This window comes from Citrobacter freundii complex sp. 2025EL-00176, from assembly GCF_053309355.1.
In genome coordinates this window covers 1-14593 of sequence record NZ_JBRYHT010000011.1, presented here as the reverse complement: position 1 = coordinate 14593, position 14593 = coordinate 1, and the positions used below count along the sequence as shown (strand labels likewise).

The 14593-nt window shown below is 52.6% G+C and carries 14 protein-coding genes and 2 tRNA genes; 10 read left to right on the top strand and 6 right to left on the bottom strand.

The window, feature by feature from the left end:
- Positions 1 to 4: 4 nt before the first annotated feature.
- The 10 genes from nrdF (at position 5) to emrB (ending at position 10637) form a co-directional block, all read left to right on the top strand.
- On the top strand, positions 5 to 964 hold the full coding sequence (nrdF, locus tag ACVXHP_RS18625; RefSeq protein ID WP_316129666.1) for a class 1b ribonucleoside-diphosphate reductase subunit beta: 960 nt from the start codon (positions 5 to 7) through the stop codon (positions 962 to 964).
- 354 nt (positions 965 to 1318) lie between these two features.
- Complete coding sequence (gene proV / locus ACVXHP_RS18620; RefSeq protein ID WP_165408552.1) at positions 1319 to 2521, top strand: glycine betaine/L-proline ABC transporter ATP-binding protein ProV; 1203 nt, start codon at positions 1319 to 1321, stop codon at positions 2519 to 2521.
- Positions 2514 to 3578: a glycine betaine/L-proline ABC transporter permease ProW gene (gene proW / locus ACVXHP_RS18615; protein WP_316129665.1), complete on the top strand. Its 1065-nt coding sequence runs from the start codon at positions 2514 to 2516 to the stop codon at positions 3576 to 3578. Before proV ends, proW begins: the two co-directional genes overlap by 8 nt.
- 68 nt (positions 3579 to 3646) lie before the next feature.
- Positions 3647 to 4642 (top strand): glycine betaine/L-proline ABC transporter substrate-binding protein ProX, encoded by a 996-nt coding sequence (proX, locus tag ACVXHP_RS18610; protein WP_003825976.1) that lies wholly within the window; start codon positions 3647 to 3649, stop codon positions 4640 to 4642.
- Between the two features lie 149 nt (positions 4643 to 4791).
- Positions 4792 to 5976, top strand: a complete 1185-nt coding sequence (locus tag ACVXHP_RS18605; RefSeq protein WP_061382318.1) for an MFS transporter — start codon at positions 4792 to 4794, stop codon at positions 5974 to 5976.
- 122 nt (positions 5977 to 6098) lie between these two features.
- Positions 6099 to 6836 carry an AzlC family ABC transporter permease gene (locus tag ACVXHP_RS18600; protein ID WP_447571994.1) on the top strand — a complete coding sequence of 246 codons (738 nt, stop codon included), beginning with the start codon at positions 6099 to 6101 and terminating at the stop codon, positions 6834 to 6836.
- Positions 6826 to 7161 carry an L-valine transporter subunit YgaH gene (gene ygaH / locus ACVXHP_RS18595; RefSeq protein WP_174330146.1) on the top strand — a complete coding sequence of 112 codons (336 nt, stop codon included), beginning with the start codon at positions 6826 to 6828 and terminating at the stop codon, positions 7159 to 7161. The genes ACVXHP_RS18600 and ygaH overlap by 11 nt, the downstream gene beginning before the upstream one ends.
- A 90-nt stretch (positions 7162 to 7251) precedes the next feature.
- Complete coding sequence (emrR, locus tag ACVXHP_RS18590) at positions 7252 to 7782, top strand: multidrug efflux transporter EmrAB transcriptional repressor EmrR (protein WP_003037300.1); 531 nt, start codon at positions 7252 to 7254, stop codon at positions 7780 to 7782.
- A 127-nt stretch (positions 7783 to 7909) separates the two neighbouring features.
- Positions 7910 to 9082 (top strand): multidrug efflux MFS transporter periplasmic adaptor subunit EmrA, encoded by a 1173-nt coding sequence (gene emrA / locus ACVXHP_RS18585; RefSeq protein WP_447571993.1) that lies wholly within the window; start codon positions 7910 to 7912, stop codon positions 9080 to 9082.
- A 16-nt stretch (positions 9083 to 9098) separates the two neighbouring features.
- Positions 9099 to 10637, top strand: coding sequence for a multidrug efflux MFS transporter permease subunit EmrB (emrB, locus tag ACVXHP_RS18580; RefSeq protein ID WP_200009224.1), 1539 nt, complete (start codon positions 9099 to 9101; stop codon positions 10635 to 10637).
- Between the two features lie 51 nt (positions 10638 to 10688).
- Here the strand turns inward: emrB and luxS are convergent, their stop codons facing one another.
- The 6 genes from luxS to ACVXHP_RS18550 form a co-directional block, all read right to left on the bottom strand.
- A complete protein-coding gene (gene luxS / locus ACVXHP_RS18575) occupies positions 10689 to 11204 on the bottom strand; it encodes an S-ribosylhomocysteine lyase (protein ID WP_016154160.1) in 516 nt (171 codons plus the stop codon).
- A 149-nt stretch (positions 11205 to 11353) separates the two neighbouring features.
- Positions 11354 to 12910 carry a glutamate--cysteine ligase gene (gshA, locus tag ACVXHP_RS18570; RefSeq protein WP_200009225.1) on the bottom strand — a complete coding sequence of 519 codons (1557 nt, stop codon included), beginning with the start codon at positions 12908 to 12910 and terminating at the stop codon, positions 11354 to 11356.
- 77 nt (positions 12911 to 12987) lie between these two features.
- On the bottom strand, positions 12988 to 13416 hold the full coding sequence (locus tag ACVXHP_RS18565; RefSeq protein ID WP_003825961.1) for a YqaA family protein: 429 nt from the start codon (positions 13414 to 13416) through the stop codon (positions 12988 to 12990).
- Complete coding sequence (gene yqaB, locus ACVXHP_RS18560) at positions 13413 to 13979, bottom strand: fructose-1-phosphate/6-phosphogluconate phosphatase (RefSeq protein WP_200009226.1); 567 nt, start codon at positions 13977 to 13979, stop codon at positions 13413 to 13415. Before yqaB ends, ACVXHP_RS18565 begins: the two co-directional genes overlap by 4 nt.
- A 306-nt stretch (positions 13980 to 14285) precedes the next feature.
- Positions 14286 to 14362 (bottom strand) — tRNA-Arg (locus ACVXHP_RS18555).
- 39 nt (positions 14363 to 14401) lie between these two features.
- A tRNA-Arg gene (locus ACVXHP_RS18550) sits at positions 14402 to 14478 on the bottom strand.
- Positions 14479 to 14593: the final 115 nt, after the last annotated feature.

Sequence of the window (14593 nt, the reverse complement as noted above, 5' to 3'; positions counted from 1 at the left end):
GATCATGACATTATCCCGCGTGAGCGCCATCAACTGGAACAAGATTGAAGATGATAAAGACCTTGAGGTATGGAATCGCCTGACCAGTAACTTCTGGCTACCGGAAAAAGTCCCGCTTTCTAACGACGTCCCGTCCTGGCAAACATTGAACGCTGCCGAGCAACAGTTAACTATCCGCGTTTTTACCGGGCTAACGCTACTCGACACCATTCAGAATGTTGCTGGTGCGCCAGCGCTAATGGCGGATTCATTAACACCCCACGAAGAAGCGGTGCTGTCGAATATCAGCTTTATGGAAGCGGTGCACGCCCGCTCTTACAGTTCTATTTTCTCCACGCTTTGCCAGACCAAAGATGTAGATGCAGCCTACGCCTGGAGTGAGGAAAATAACCCACTCCAACGTAAGGCACAGATTATTCTGGCTCATTACGCCAGCGATAATCCATTGAAGAAGAAGATTGCCAGCGTGTTTCTGGAATCCTTCCTGTTCTATTCCGGCTTCTGGTTGCCGATGTATTTCTCCAGCCGCGGCAAACTGACTAATACCGCCGATCTCATTCGTCTGATCATTCGTGATGAAGCGGTCCATGGGTATTACATCGGTTATAAATTTCAAAAAGGCCTGGAGCATATTTCCGCATCCGCACGCGAGGAGTTAAAGAATTTTGCCCTCGACCTGCTCATGGAGCTGTATGATAACGAAGCGTGTTACACGGAAGAATTGTATGCAGAAACCGGTTGGGTGGATGACGTCAAAGCCTTCCTTTGTTACAACGCCAATAAGGCATTAATGAATTTGGGTTATGAGGCGCTATTCCCGCCAGAAATGGCGGAGGTTAATCCGGCAATCCTTGCCGCGCTGTCGCCCAACGCAGACGAAAACCACGATTTCTTCTCGGGTTCTGGCTCATCTTATGTGATGGGCAAAGCGGTCGAAACTGAAGATGACGACTGGAATTTTTAACTCTCATTTTCACGGGAAATACCGTACATTTTTCGCGGAAATATTTTAACAGGATCACACTTTTATCGTGCAAATATAATTGTGTGATCTACACTCAATATCAGCCGCATTATTCGCCTGCATTCCATCAATTCAGGCGCCTTTTCATTGGGATTTACAAAAAATATCAGTTAACTCGTATTCGCGCTCAGCCCTTATATCACGGGAAGTCCCGCCATCTCAGCTTCGGCAATATTCATGCCACAACTAAATTCAGGGTTGTCTCAGATTCTCAGTATGTTAGGGTAGAAAAAGGTCACTATTTCCATCAGGTAATATATCGATATAAACAAATAACAGGAACCATTCTATTGCATGGCAATTAAATTAGAAGTGAAGAACCTCTATAAGATATTTGGCGAGCATCCTCAGAGAGCGTTCAAATATATTGAAAAAGGACTTACCAAAGAGCAAATTCTGGATAAAACAGGGCTATCGCTTGGCGTTAAAGACGCCAGTCTGGCCATTGAAGAAGGCGAGATATTTGTCATCATGGGATTATCCGGCTCGGGTAAATCCACAATGGTACGCCTTCTCAATCGCCTGATTGAACCCACCCGCGGACAGGTACTGATCGACGGCGTAGATATCGCCCGGATCTCCGATGCCGAACTCCGCGAGGTGCGCAGAAAAAAGATTGCGATGGTCTTTCAGTCCTTTGCCCTGATGCCGCATATGACGGTGCTGGACAATACGGCATTCGGCATGGAATTAGCCGGCGTCGCCGCGGATGAACGCCGCGAAAAGGCGCTGGATGCGCTACGTCAGGTTGGTCTGGAGAATTACGCGCACGGTTACCCGGATGAACTTTCCGGGGGGATGCGTCAGCGTGTCGGTCTCGCCCGCGCATTAGCCATTAACCCTGACATCTTATTAATGGATGAGGCCTTCTCAGCCCTCGACCCATTAATTCGCACCGAGATGCAGGATGAACTGGTAAAACTCCAGGCGAAGCATCAACGTACCGTGGTCTTTATTTCCCATGATCTCGACGAAGCTATGCGTATTGGCGACAGAATTGCCATTATGCAAAACGGTGAAGTGGTACAGGTCGGTACACCGGATGAAATCCTGAATAATCCGGCTAATGATTATGTACGCACCTTCTTCCGCGGCGTTGATATTAGCCAGGTGTTCAGCGCGAAAGATATTTCCCGCCGTAGCCCCGAAGGTTTAATTCGTAAAACCCCCGGCGTAGGCCCTCGTTCGGCGCTGCAATTATTGCAGGACAAAGATCGCGAATATGGTTACGTGATCGAACGTGGCAATAAATTCGTCGGCGTCGTCTCTATCGACTCACTAAAAACCGCGCTAAGCCAGGCGCAAGGTATTGAAGCGGCGTTGATCAATGAACCGCTGGCTGTCGATGCACAAACTCCTCTCAGCGAGTTGCTTTCTCATGTCGGCCAGGCACCGTGCGCGGTACCGGTAGTTGACGAGGAACAGCAGTATGTGGGCGTCATTTCAAAACGCATGCTGTTACAGGCTTTAGATCGTGAGGGGGCAAACAATGGCTGATCAAACTAATCCGTGGGATACCACACCAGCGGCCGATAGCGCCGCACAAACCGCCGATGCCTGGAGCACGCCCTCTGGCGCACCTACTGACGGCGGTAGCGCAGACTGGCTGACCAGCGCGCCCGCGCCGGCACCAGAGCATTTCAACATTATGGATCCGTTCCATAAGACGCTGATCCCGTTGGACAGTTGGGTCACCGAGGGGATCGACTGGGTGGTTACCCATTTCCGTCCGGTCTTCCAGGGCATTCGTGTGCCGGTGGATTACATTCTCAACGGCTTCCAGCAGATGCTATTGGGTATGCCTGCCCCCGTGGCGATTATCCTGTTCGCCTTGATCGCCTGGCAGATTTCCGGAGCTGGAATGGGCGTCGCGACGCTGATTTCATTGATCGCTATCGGCGCCATTGGCGCGTGGTCGCAAGCGATGATCACGCTGGCACTGGTGCTGACCGCATTACTGTTCTGTGTGGTGATCGGTCTGCCGATGGGCATCTGGTTGGCGCGCAGCCCTCGGGCGGCAAAGATTGTTCGTCCGCTGCTGGATGCGATGCAAACCACCCCCGCCTTCGTGTATCTGGTGCCGATTGTCATGCTGTTCGGTATTGGTAACGTCCCGGGCGTAGTGGTGACGATTATCTTCGCCCTGCCGCCAATCGTCCGTCTGACCATTCTGGGGATTAACCAAGTGCCGGCCGACCTGATTGAAGCCTCGCGCTCGTTTGGCGCCAGCCCGCGTCAGATGTTGTTTAAAGTTCAGCTCCCGTTGGCGATGCCGACCATTATGGCCGGGGTTAACCAAACGCTGATGCTGGCGCTCTCGATGGTGGTCATCGCCTCGATGATTGCCGTTGGCGGATTGGGTCAGATGGTTCTGCGCGGAATTGGTCGTCTGGATATGGGATTAGCCACGGTTGGTGGCGTAGGGATTGTGATCCTCGCCATCATCCTGGACCGCCTGACGCAGGCCGTTGGTCGCGATTCGCGTAGCCGCGGTAACCGTCGCTGGTACACCACCGGTCCCGTTGGGCTTATCACTCGCCCTTTCACGAAGTAATACACCCGTTGCCCGGTGGCGCTGCGCTTACCGGGCCTATACGTCCCTCCAATAATTAAGGAACAACGATGCGACAGAAAGTTATCATTGCCACAGCGTTTGCCACCCTTGTCTCCACCAGCACTTTCGCTGCCGACCTGCCGGGCAAAGGCATTACCGTACAGCCAATCCAGAGCACAATTTCTGAAGAATCCTTCCAGACGCAGCTGGTCGCCCGCGCGCTGGAGAAACTGGGTTACACCGTTAACAAAACCAGCGAAGTTGACTATAACGTCGGCTATACCTCCATTGCCTCTGGCGATGCAACTTTTACCGCCGTGAACTGGCAGCCGCTGCATGATGATATGTACGCCGCGGCGGGCGGAGACAAAAAGTTTTATCGCGAGGGGGTATTCGTTACGGGTGCCGCACAGGGTTATCTGATCGACAAAAAAACCGCTGAGCAGTACAAAATCACCAACATTGCCCAGTTAAAAGATCCCAAGATCGCCAAAATTTTTGACACCAACGGTGACGGAAAAGCCGATATGATGGGCTGTTCACCAGGCTGGGGTTGTGAAGCGGTGATCAACCACCAGAACAAAGCCTTCGATCTGGAAAAAACGGTCGAGGTCAGCCACGGTAATTATGCGGCGATGATGGCAGACACCATCACCCGCTTTAAAGAAGGCAAACCGATCCTCTACTACACCTGGACTCCGTACTGGGTCAGTGACGTGATGAAGCCGGGCAAAGATGTGGTCTGGTTGCAGGTACCGTTCTCTTCCCTGCCGGGTGAGCAGAAGGATATCGATACCAAACTGCCAAACGGTGCAAACTACGGCTTCCCGGTGAACACCATGCACATCGTCGCCAACAAAGCCTGGGCGGAGAAAAACCCGGCGGCAGCGAAGCTGTTCGCTATCATGAAATTACCGTTGGCGGATATCAACGCACAGAACGCGATGATGCATGATGGTAAAGCGTCTGAAGCCGATGTTCAGGGGCACGTAGACGGCTGGATCAAAGCCCACCAGCAGCAGTTCGACGGTTGGGTGAACGAAGCGCTGGCTGCGCAGAAATAACCTCGACTGAATGCCGGATACGCTAACGCTTATCCGGCCTGCTTCCCTCTATCCCACCTAAACCGCACAATCCATCACCCAACAAATCAGCAACAGTTAATCACTTCCGTTATGATTGTTTTCTGCAACCCATTATTCAGTTGAAAACCATGACGAAAACCACTCAGGGACTTAGCCCTTCGCTGATCCTGTTAATGTCTATCGCCACCGGCCTTGCCGTCGCCAGTAACTATTACGCGCAACCACTGCTCGACACCATCGCCCGCAACTTCTCACTGTCAGCCAGTACCGCGGGATTTATCGTCACCGCGGCCCAGCTCGGCTATGCCGCAGGTCTGCTATTCCTGGTACCGCTTGGCGACATGTTTGAACGCCGGATGCTGATTGTCTCCATGACGCTACTGGCGGCTGGCGGCATGCTGATTACCGCCAGTAGCCAGTCGTTGGGCATGCTGATCCTCGGCACCGCTCTGACCGGACTGTTCTCGGTAGTGGCGCAGATCCTGGTTCCCCTGGCGGCAACGCTTGCCACCCCGGACAAGCGCGGAAAAGTCGTCGGGACAATTATGAGCGGTCTGTTGCTGGGGATTCTGCTGGCGCGGACCGTAGCGGGATTACTAGCGAACCTTGGCGGTTGGCGCACCGTATTTTGGGTGGCATCGATACTGATGGCGTTGATGGCGATTGCGCTGTGGCGCGGTCTGCCGAAGATGAAATCAGATACCCAGCTTAACTATCCGCAACTGTTAGGTTCCGTATTCAGCTTGTTTATCCATGATAAATTGCTGCGTACCCGCGCAATGCTGGGTTGCCTGACTTTTGCCAACTTCAGCATTCTGTGGACCTCAATGGCATTTTTGCTCGCCGCGCCGCCGTTTAACTATTCAGAGGGGATGATCGGTCTGTTCGGTCTGGCGGGGGCGGCTGGTGCGTTAGGCGCGCGCCCGGCGGGTGGCTTTGCCGATAAAGGAAAATCACATCTCACCACAACCGTCGGCCTGTTGTTACTGTTGCTCTCGTGGCTGGCTATCTGGCTCGGGCATACTTCGGTGCCAATGCTGATTATCGGCATCCTGATTCTGGATCTCACCGTTCAGGGGGTGCATATCACTAACCAGACGGTTATTTATCGCATTCATCCGGATGCACGTAACCGTCTGACCGCAGGCTACATGACCAGTTATTTTATTGGCGGGGCCGCAGGTTCGTTGATTTCCGCTTCCGCCTGGCAGCATGCCGGTTGGGCTGGCGTTTGTCTGGCGGGTACGACCGTTGCCGTACTCAACCTGTTGGTCTGGTGGCGAGGTTTTCACCGTCAGGAAGCCGTAAATTAAGCGTATAGCGCTTGTTTACCGCTGATTGGGCTCCACAGGGTGTTAAGGAGCCCATCAGTCTGCTAAGGTTATAACTCATTGAACCAAGTTATATTAATTTCGGTAATGAAACCTATAACCCTATGGAAAGCCCTATACCCCAGTCCGCATCCCGTTCGGCGACGTTAACGGAAGGATTCAAAGACAGTCTGCCGATAGTTATCAGCTATATTCCGGTCGCTTTTGCATTTGGTCTCAATGCTACTCGTCTTGGCTTTACGCCGGTCGAAAGCGTCTTTTTCTCCTGCATTATTTATGCGGGGGCCAGCCAGTTTGTCATTACCACCATGCTTGCCGCAGGCAGTTCTCTGTGGGTCGCCGCACTGACCGTTATGGCTATGGATGTCCGCCATGTTTTATACGGTCCCTCCCTGCGCAGCCGTATCACACAGCGACTGAACAAACCCAAAAGCGCGCTGTGGGCCTTTGGCCTCACCGATGAAGTCTTTGCCGCCGCAACGGCTAAACTGGTACGGGATAATCGGCGCTGGAGTGAAAATTGGATGATTGGCATTGCGCTATGTTCCTGGGCTTCCTGGGTATTCGGCACGGTGATCGGCGCGTTTTCCGGTAGTGGTTTACTCAAAGATTATCCCGCGGTTGAAGCGGCACTGGGCTTCATGCTTCCGGCGCTATTTATGAGTTTCCTGCTCGCCTCTTTCCAGCGTCAACAGGCGCTCTGCGTGACTGCCGCACTGGCTGGCGCGCTGGCCGGGGTAATACTCTTTTCTATCCCTGCCGCCATCCTTATGGGCATCGTCTGCGGATGCCTGACCGCGCTGCTCCAGTCATTTTGGCAGGGAGGACCGGATGAGCTATGACGTTTTACTGCTCGGCCTGCTGGTCGGCTGCGTGAATTACTGCTTTCGCTATTTACCGCTCCGTCTTGGGGTGGGGAATGTTCGCCCGACAAGACGCGGCGCGACGGGCATATTACTCGACACCATTGGCATTGCATCAATTTGCGCCCTGTTGGTGGTGTCTACCGCGCCAGAAGTGATGCACGATGCTCGTCGGTTCGTGCCTACGCTGGTGGGGTTTGTCATACTGGGCGCAAGCTTCTATAAGACCCGCAGCATCATCATTCCGACCTTACTGAGTGCTCTGGGCTACGGATTAGCCTGGAAAATGCTGGTTGGCTTATAGATAAAAACAATCATTTTAAATAAATAATACATTTACTTTATTTGTCACTGTCGTTACTATATCGGCTGAAATTAATGAGGTTATACCCAAATGGATAGTTCGTTTACGCCCATTGAACAAATGCTAAAATTTCGCGCCAGCCGCTACGAAGAGTTCCCTTATCAGGAAGTGCTTCTGACTCGTCTTTGCATGCACATGCAGGGCAAGCTGCTGGAAAATCGCAATAAGATGCTGAAAGCTCAAGGGATTAACGAGACATTGTTTATGGCGTTGATTACGCTGGAGTCTCAGGAAAACCACAGTATTCAGCCTTCTGAACTGAGTTGCGCGCTTGGCTCGTCACGGACTAACGCTACCCGCATTGCGGATGAGTTAGAAAAACGTGGCTGGATTGAACGTCGCGAAAGCGATAACGATCGCCGCTGTCTGCATCTGCAATTGACCGAAAAAGGCCATGCTTTTTTGCAAGAGGTATTACCGCCTCAGCACAACTGCCTGCATCAACTCTGGTCATCTCTCAGCACCACCGAAAAAGATCAGCTTGAGCAGATCACCCGTAAACTTCTGACCCGTCTTGATCAGATGGAGCAGGATGGCGCGGTATTAGAAGCGCTGCGCTAACGCGCCGACTCGCTCAGAAATCCAGATTAATAAATGAAAACCGACAGGCCAGCACGCATACTGCTGGCCTTTCTGATGAACAGGTCGGCTCAGCCGATGTGAAAAAAATAAGATCGTGGAGAACAACATGAGCGCAAATGCGGAGACTCAAACCCCGCAGCAACCGATTAAGAAGAATGGCAAACGTAAAAGTATGCTGCTACTTCTGACCTTGCTCTTTATTATCATTGCCGTGGCATATGGGATTTATTGGTTTTTAGTACTACGTCATTACGAAGATACTGACGATGCGTACGTGGCAGGGAACCAGGTTCAGATCATGGCGCAGGTATCAGGCAGCGTGACGAAAGTCTGGGCTGATAACACTGACTTTGTTAAACAAGGCGATGTGCTGGTCACCCTCGACCAGACAGACGCCAAACAGGCATTTGAAAAAGCCAAAACTGCGTTGGCCTCCAGCGTGCGTCAAACGCACCAGTTGATGATTAACAGCAAGCAGTTACAGGCAAGCATTGAAGTGCAGAAAACCGCGCTGGCGCAGGCACAAAGCGACTTTAATCGCCGCGTCCCGCTGGGCAACGCCAACCTGATTGGCCGCGAAGAGCTGCAGCATGCGCGTGATGCCGTTGCCAGCGCTCAGGCGCAGCTTGATGTCGCAATCCAACAATATAATGCTAACCAGGCGATGATTCTCGGTAGCAAGCTGGAAGATCAACCCGCCGTCCAACAAGCCGCCACCGAAGTGCGCGATGCCTGGCTGGCGCTGGAACGTACCAGAATCGTCAGCCCAATGACCGGTTATGTCTCGCGTCGTGCCGTCCAGCCAGGGGCGCAGATTAGCCCGACCACGCCGTTGATGGCGGTTGTTCCGGCCACGAATCTGTGGGTCGATGCCAACTTCAAAGAAACACAGCTGGCCCATATTCGTATTGGTCAACCCGCGACGGTCGTTACCGATATTTATGGCGATGACGTGAAATATACCGGTAAAGTTGTCGGCCTGGATATGGGGACGGGCAGCGCCTTTTCCCTGCTGCCAGCACAAAACGCGACCGGTAACTGGATCAAAGTCGTCCAGCGTCTGCCGGTACGTATCGAACTGGATGCGCAGCAGCTGGCACAGCATCCGCTGCGGATCGGTTTGTCTACGCTGGTTACGGTAGATACCTCCAATCGTGACGGACAAATTCTGGCAAGCCAGGTCCGCACCACGCCGGTATCAGAAAGTAATGCACGTGAAATCAACCTTGCTCCGGTCAATAAGATGATCGAAGAGATCGTGCGGGCCAACGCGGGCTAATTCAAAGGTGCGTGTGATGCAACAGCAAAAACCGCTGGAAGGTGCGCAGCTCGTCATTATGACGATCGCGTTGTCTCTGGCGACATTCATGCAGGTGCTGGACTCCACCATTGCTAACGTGGCGATCCCTACTATCGCCGGGAACCTCGGCTCTTCGCTGAGCCAGGGGACCTGGGTGATCACCTCTTTTGGGGTGGCGAACGCTATCTCAATTCCAATCACCGGTTGGCTGGCAAAGCGCTTTGGCGAAGTAAGGCTATTCATGTGGTCAACGACTGCCTTCGTCATTGCATCATGGGCATGCGGGATGTCCACCAGCCTGAACATGCTGATTTTCTTCCGCGTGGTGCAAGGGATTGTCGCCGGTCCGTTAATTCCGCTTTCGCAAAGCCTGTTACTGAATAACTATCCTCCCGCCAAGCGTTCCATCGCCCTGGCGCTGTGGTCGATGACGGTGATTGTTGCCCCAATATGTGGCCCGATTCTTGGGGGCTACATCAGCGACAACTATCACTGGGGCTGGATATTTTTCATTAACGTGCCAATCGGCGCCGCGGTGGTATTGATGACGCTGCAAACCCTACGCGGGCGAGAGACCAAAACCGAGCAGCGGCGCATTGACGCCATTGGTCTGGCTCTGCTGGTGATTGGTATCGGCAGTTTGCAGATTATGCTCGACCGCGGCAAAGAGCTGGACTGGTTCGCCTCACAGGAGATTATCATCCTGACGGTGGTCGCTGTAGTCGCAATCAGCTTCCTGATCGTCTGGGAGCTTACCGACGAGCACCCGATTGTCGATCTCTCGCTGTTTAAGTCGCGAAACTTTACCATCGGCTGCCTGTGTATCAGTCTGGCCTATATGCTCTACTTCGGCGCAATCGTCCTGCTGCCGCAGCTATTGCAGGAAGTTTACGGATACACGGCAACCTGGGCTGGTCTGGCATCCGCGCCGGTAGGGATAATTCCGGTGATCCTGTCGCCGATAATCGGTCGCTTCGCGCACAAGCTGGATATGCGTCGGCTGGTCACGTTCAGTTTTATTATGTACGCCGTCTGTTTCTACTGGCGTGCGTGGACGTTCGAACCGGGTATGGACTTTGGCGCATCGGCCTGGCCGCAGTTTATTCAAGGGTTCGCGGTAGCCTGCTTCTTTATGCCGCTGACAACCATTACGCTGTCCGGTTTACCGCCTGAGCGTCTGGCGGCGGCGTCCAGCTTGTCTAACTTTACGCGAACGTTGGCAGGTTCTATCGGAACCTCCATTACCACGACAATGTGGACTAACCGTGAGTCGCTACACCATGCACAGCTAACGGAGTCCGTTAACCCCTACAACCCCAATGCGCAGGCTATGTATGACCAACTGCAGGGATTGGGAATGAGCAAGGAACAAGCCTCTGGCTGGCTGGCCCAGCAGATAACCAATCAAGGGCTGATCATTTCCGCCAACGAAATCTTCTGGATGTCGGCGGGGATCTTCCTGGTACTGCTTGGTCTTGTCTGGTTCGCTAAACCACCGTTTGGTGCGGGCGGCGGCGGCGGTGGCGCGCATTGATCAAAAAAGCCAGTTCAAATGAACTGGCTTTTTTTATGCCGGGTGACGCTGCTAAATATGCAGTTCCTGCAGCTTCTCTTTCGGCAGCGCCAGCTCTTCATTGCTATTCACACGAACATCGTGCTCAAGGATATGACGGGCAATGTCCTGCGCTTCACTGAGCGAGTGCATCTGATACGTACCGCACTGGTAAACGTTCAGCTCTGGGATCTGGTTTTGATCCTGCACTTTCAGTACGTCCGCCATCGCCGCTTTCCACGCGTCGGCAACACGCTGCTCGTCCGGAGTACCAATCAGGCTCATGTAAAAGCCGGTGCGGCATCCCATCGGAGAGATATCGATAATCTCAACGCCGTTACCGTTGAGGTGGTTACGCATAAAACCTGCAAACAGGTGTTCCAGCGTATGGATACCTTTCTCAGGCATCACTTCTTTGTTCGGAATGCAGAAACGCAGATCAAACACGGTGATTGCGTCGCCATGCGGGGTGTTCATCGTTTTTGCAACCCGGACCGCGGGAGCTTCCATCCGGGTGTGATCGACAGTAAAACTATCTAACAACGGCATTTAGCCACCTCCGATAAATTTTTTAAAAATAATCTGAACTCTTTGTTCCGGGGCGAGTCTGAGTATATGAAAGACGCGCATTTGTTATCATCATCCCTGTTTTCAGAGATGAAATTTTGGCCACTCCCGAGTGGCCTTTTTCTTTTGTATCAAGCGTGCTTTTCCAACCACACGCTAAACGGCTCGGTGTCAGCCGCTTCAATCTCCTGCTGACGACGCTTTGACGCTTCGGTTTCAGCAATAAACTCTTCTTCCTGCAATATTTCCAACGGCTCTTCGCGCAGCAGGTTTCGGTAAGCCTCACCCAATGCTTTACCCGTGCCGCCAATACCTTCATCAATCATAGACCGTAGGATCCGGGCGGAGAATGTCAGTTCAGGATTATCAAAGCAGGCGACCAACTCGTCGCACACCTTTTGATACTCCTCTCCCCCGTGGATGCTGTCCAGCGTTTGTGCCACGCGTTTCAGGTCGCGGAACAAATCTTTACCCACTTTAGGCAATGGGAACTGCGCGGTTTCACAACCTATGCCTAACGTCAGGCCCGGCTTACGCCCTTCCAGAATAACGCGATTCCAGTTAGTACGCGTACATAACAGCTCATCGCTACTCATTTCCGGCGCATCGGCCAATGCACACCACACCATAAACAGATCGAGGAAGCGCACCTGTTGCTCGTCTACGCCGATCGGTGAGAACGGGTTAATATCCAGCGAACGAACTTCGATGTATTCAATACCGCCACGCAGAAGCGCGTCAGAAGGCGTTTCACCACGACGAGTGACGCGTTTCGGACGAATAGGCGCATACAGTTCATTTTCAATCTGCAAAACGTTGCTGTTAATTTGCAGACGCTTACCGTCCTTCTCCAGACCGATCGCCGCGTACTCCTCGGAAGGGGTTTTAATCGCGCGCTTTAATCCTGCCACATACTCATGCAAATCGTTAAACGTAATTCCGAGATTGCTTTGCGACTTATTGGTATAGCCCAAATCGCTCAAACGTAGCGACGTCGCGTACGGTAGGTAATACATCCCACAGTCGGTTTTTTCAAACGGCAGGGTGGTCGGTTTTCCTTGCAGGAAGGAAGAACAAATAGCCGGAGAGGCACCAAACAGATACGGGATCACCCAGCCAAAACGATAGTAGTTGCGGATCAGACGGAAGTAGCCCGCAGAGATCTTCTCTTTAGCATCTTCGTCGTCCGTTACGCCGCATTTCGCCTGCCAGAAGGCCATCGGCAGCGAAAAGTTGTAGTGTACGCCGGAGATGGTCTGCATCAACGCGCCGTAACGATTTTTGAGGCCTTCACGATAAAGCGTTTTCAAACGACCGGTATTCGACGTACCGTACTGAGCCAGCTCAATATCCTGCCCTTCGGCAATATAGCAAGGCATGCTCAACGGCCACATACGCTCGTCGCCCAGGTTTCTGGCGGTATAACGATGCAGGTCGCGCATGAACGTCAGCATTTTATGAATATCGTCGCCAGGTGGAGTAATAAACTCCAGCAGCGCTTCGGCAAAGTCCGTGGTTATCCACTTATGTGTTAGCGCTGAGCCTAACACCTCAGGATGGCCTGTCGTTGCCAATGACCCATCAGCATTAACGCGCAGCGTTTCGCGCTCCAGACCACGTTGAATCCCCTTTAACGCCTGAGGATGGTTTTCCAGCCAGGCCAGCGCCTGTGATACGTCCGGGATCAAATTGACCTCCCGCCTGTCAAAATCGTTTTAATTAGCATAATGGTATTGGTTACCCTGAAGGCTATCTCACAACACAATTAGTGCCACCACATAATGCCTTGCGTCGTAACCGCTGCGACAACAACATAGCGCAACGCCTTGCCAAGGCATAAGAAAAAGAGAACTGGACCCCACGAGATGCGCATCCATCCAGCTAACAGGCACAGTAAATCACCCACAACCGGCATCCAGCTTAATAATAGTGTGACAGCGCCATAACGCCGCAGCCAGCCAGTGGCTTTTTCTTGCCAGCGCGATGTTTTACGCAATGGAAAGAAACGCCCAAGGATAACGTTAGTTAACCCTCCAAGGCTATTACCCATTGTTGCTGTTAAGACTAAGACCCAGGGATGACTTACCCCAGAAACCAGCAAGGCAACCAGAACAACTTCAGAATTGCCGGGTAATAGCGTGGCGCTGAGAAAACTGCTGGCAAACAGTGACAGGAGCGATAGTCCATCACTCACAATAACCGAACATCCACGGCGTCCATTCCTGCGGCGTGTGCCGCCTGCAGTCCAAAATCGGCATCTTCAAACACGACGCAGCGCGCCGGAACAACCCCCATTCGCTCAGCGCACAGCAAAAACGTATCAGGAGCAGGCTTATGGCGTTGTACGTGATCGGCAGCAACCACAGCATCAAAATAACGACGCAGACCAAGGTGAGCGAGCAGAGCCTCTGCAATTGCGCTTTCACTCCCCGTCCCTACCGACATAGGACGACGACCATGCCAGGCTTTCACCACTTCAACTAACGGTAAAGGCTGGACGCTATCCAGCAGCATGCTTTTTACCTTGTCCGTTTTTTCTCGTGCCAAAGCATGGGGGTCAAGATCGGCATGATTCAATTCAATCACCGACTGGGCAATACGCCACGTAGGGGAACCGTTGAGGGCGACCATGGCTTGTTCATCAAACCGTAGCCCATAATGGCCTAATACCTCATGCCACGCCTTACGGTGCGTAGGTTCGGTATCCAGGATGGTGCCATCCATATCAAAAATCAAACCCGCATAACGTTCGTACATCGTCTTCTCACAAGCCGAATGACCAGACGTTATTTTATCGTAATTGATTGATTTTGTCGCTGACAGCGAATTGAGGGATGTTCAGAGAGTATGTGGAAATGATTCAAGGGGGAAAAGTGCTGGCGATTATCTCGCAGACCATGAAACAACAGTTTCGCTGTTATTTAGGAGAAGATGGTGCATCCGGGAGGATTACTCACTAGTGTTCGCCCTGCGGGCCGTTGCTGAAGCAACGTTATCCTCCCTGGTGCTGGCGATTATCTCGCCGACCGTGAAACAACAATTTAGGTGTTATCTCGGAGAAGATGGTGCATCCGGGAGGATTCGAACCTCCGACCGCTCGGTTCGTAGCCGAGTACTCTATCCAGCTGAGCTACGGATGCATCGGGAATTGCTGATTACTACTTATACTACAAAGAAGATGGTGCATCCGGGAGGATTCGAACCTCCGACCGCTCGGTTCGTAGCCGAGTACTCTATCCAGCTGAGCTACGGATGCATCGGGAATTACTGATTACTACTGATACGGCAAAGAAGATGGTGCATCCGGGAGGATTCGAACCTCCGACCGCTCGGTTCGTAGCCGAGTACTCTATCCAGCTGAGCTACGGATG

Coding starts and splice junctions, on each gene's coding strand:
- yqaB (WP_200009226.1), bottom strand. CDS start 13,979: ATGTACGAACGTTATGCGGGTTTGATTTTTGATATGGATGGCACCATC.
- ygaH (WP_174330146.1), top strand. CDS start 6,826: ATGAGCTATGACGTTTTACTGCTCGGCCTGCTGGTCGGCTGCGTGAAT.
- proV (WP_165408552.1), top strand. CDS start 1,319: ATGGCAATTAAATTAGAAGTGAAGAACCTCTATAAGATATTTGGCGAG.
- proW (WP_316129665.1), top strand. CDS start 2,514: ATGGCTGATCAAACTAATCCGTGGGATACCACACCAGCGGCCGATAGC.
- emrB (WP_200009224.1), top strand. CDS start 9,099: ATGCAACAGCAAAAACCGCTGGAAGGTGCGCAGCTCGTCATTATGACG.
- luxS (WP_016154160.1), bottom strand. CDS start 11,204: ATGCCGTTGTTAGATAGTTTTACTGTCGATCACACCCGGATGGAAGCT.
- ACVXHP_RS18600 (WP_447571994.1), top strand. CDS start 6,099: ATGGAAAGCCCTATACCCCAGTCCGCATCCCGTTCGGCGACGTTAACG.
- emrA (WP_447571993.1), top strand. CDS start 7,910: ATGAGCGCAAATGCGGAGACTCAAACCCCGCAGCAACCGATTAAGAAG.
- ACVXHP_RS18605 (WP_061382318.1), top strand. CDS start 4,792: ATGACGAAAACCACTCAGGGACTTAGCCCTTCGCTGATCCTGTTAATG.
- nrdF (WP_316129666.1), top strand. CDS start 5: ATGACATTATCCCGCGTGAGCGCCATCAACTGGAACAAGATTGAAGAT.
- proX (WP_003825976.1), top strand. CDS start 3,647: ATGCGACAGAAAGTTATCATTGCCACAGCGTTTGCCACCCTTGTCTCC.
- emrR (WP_003037300.1), top strand. CDS start 7,252: ATGGATAGTTCGTTTACGCCCATTGAACAAATGCTAAAATTTCGCGCC.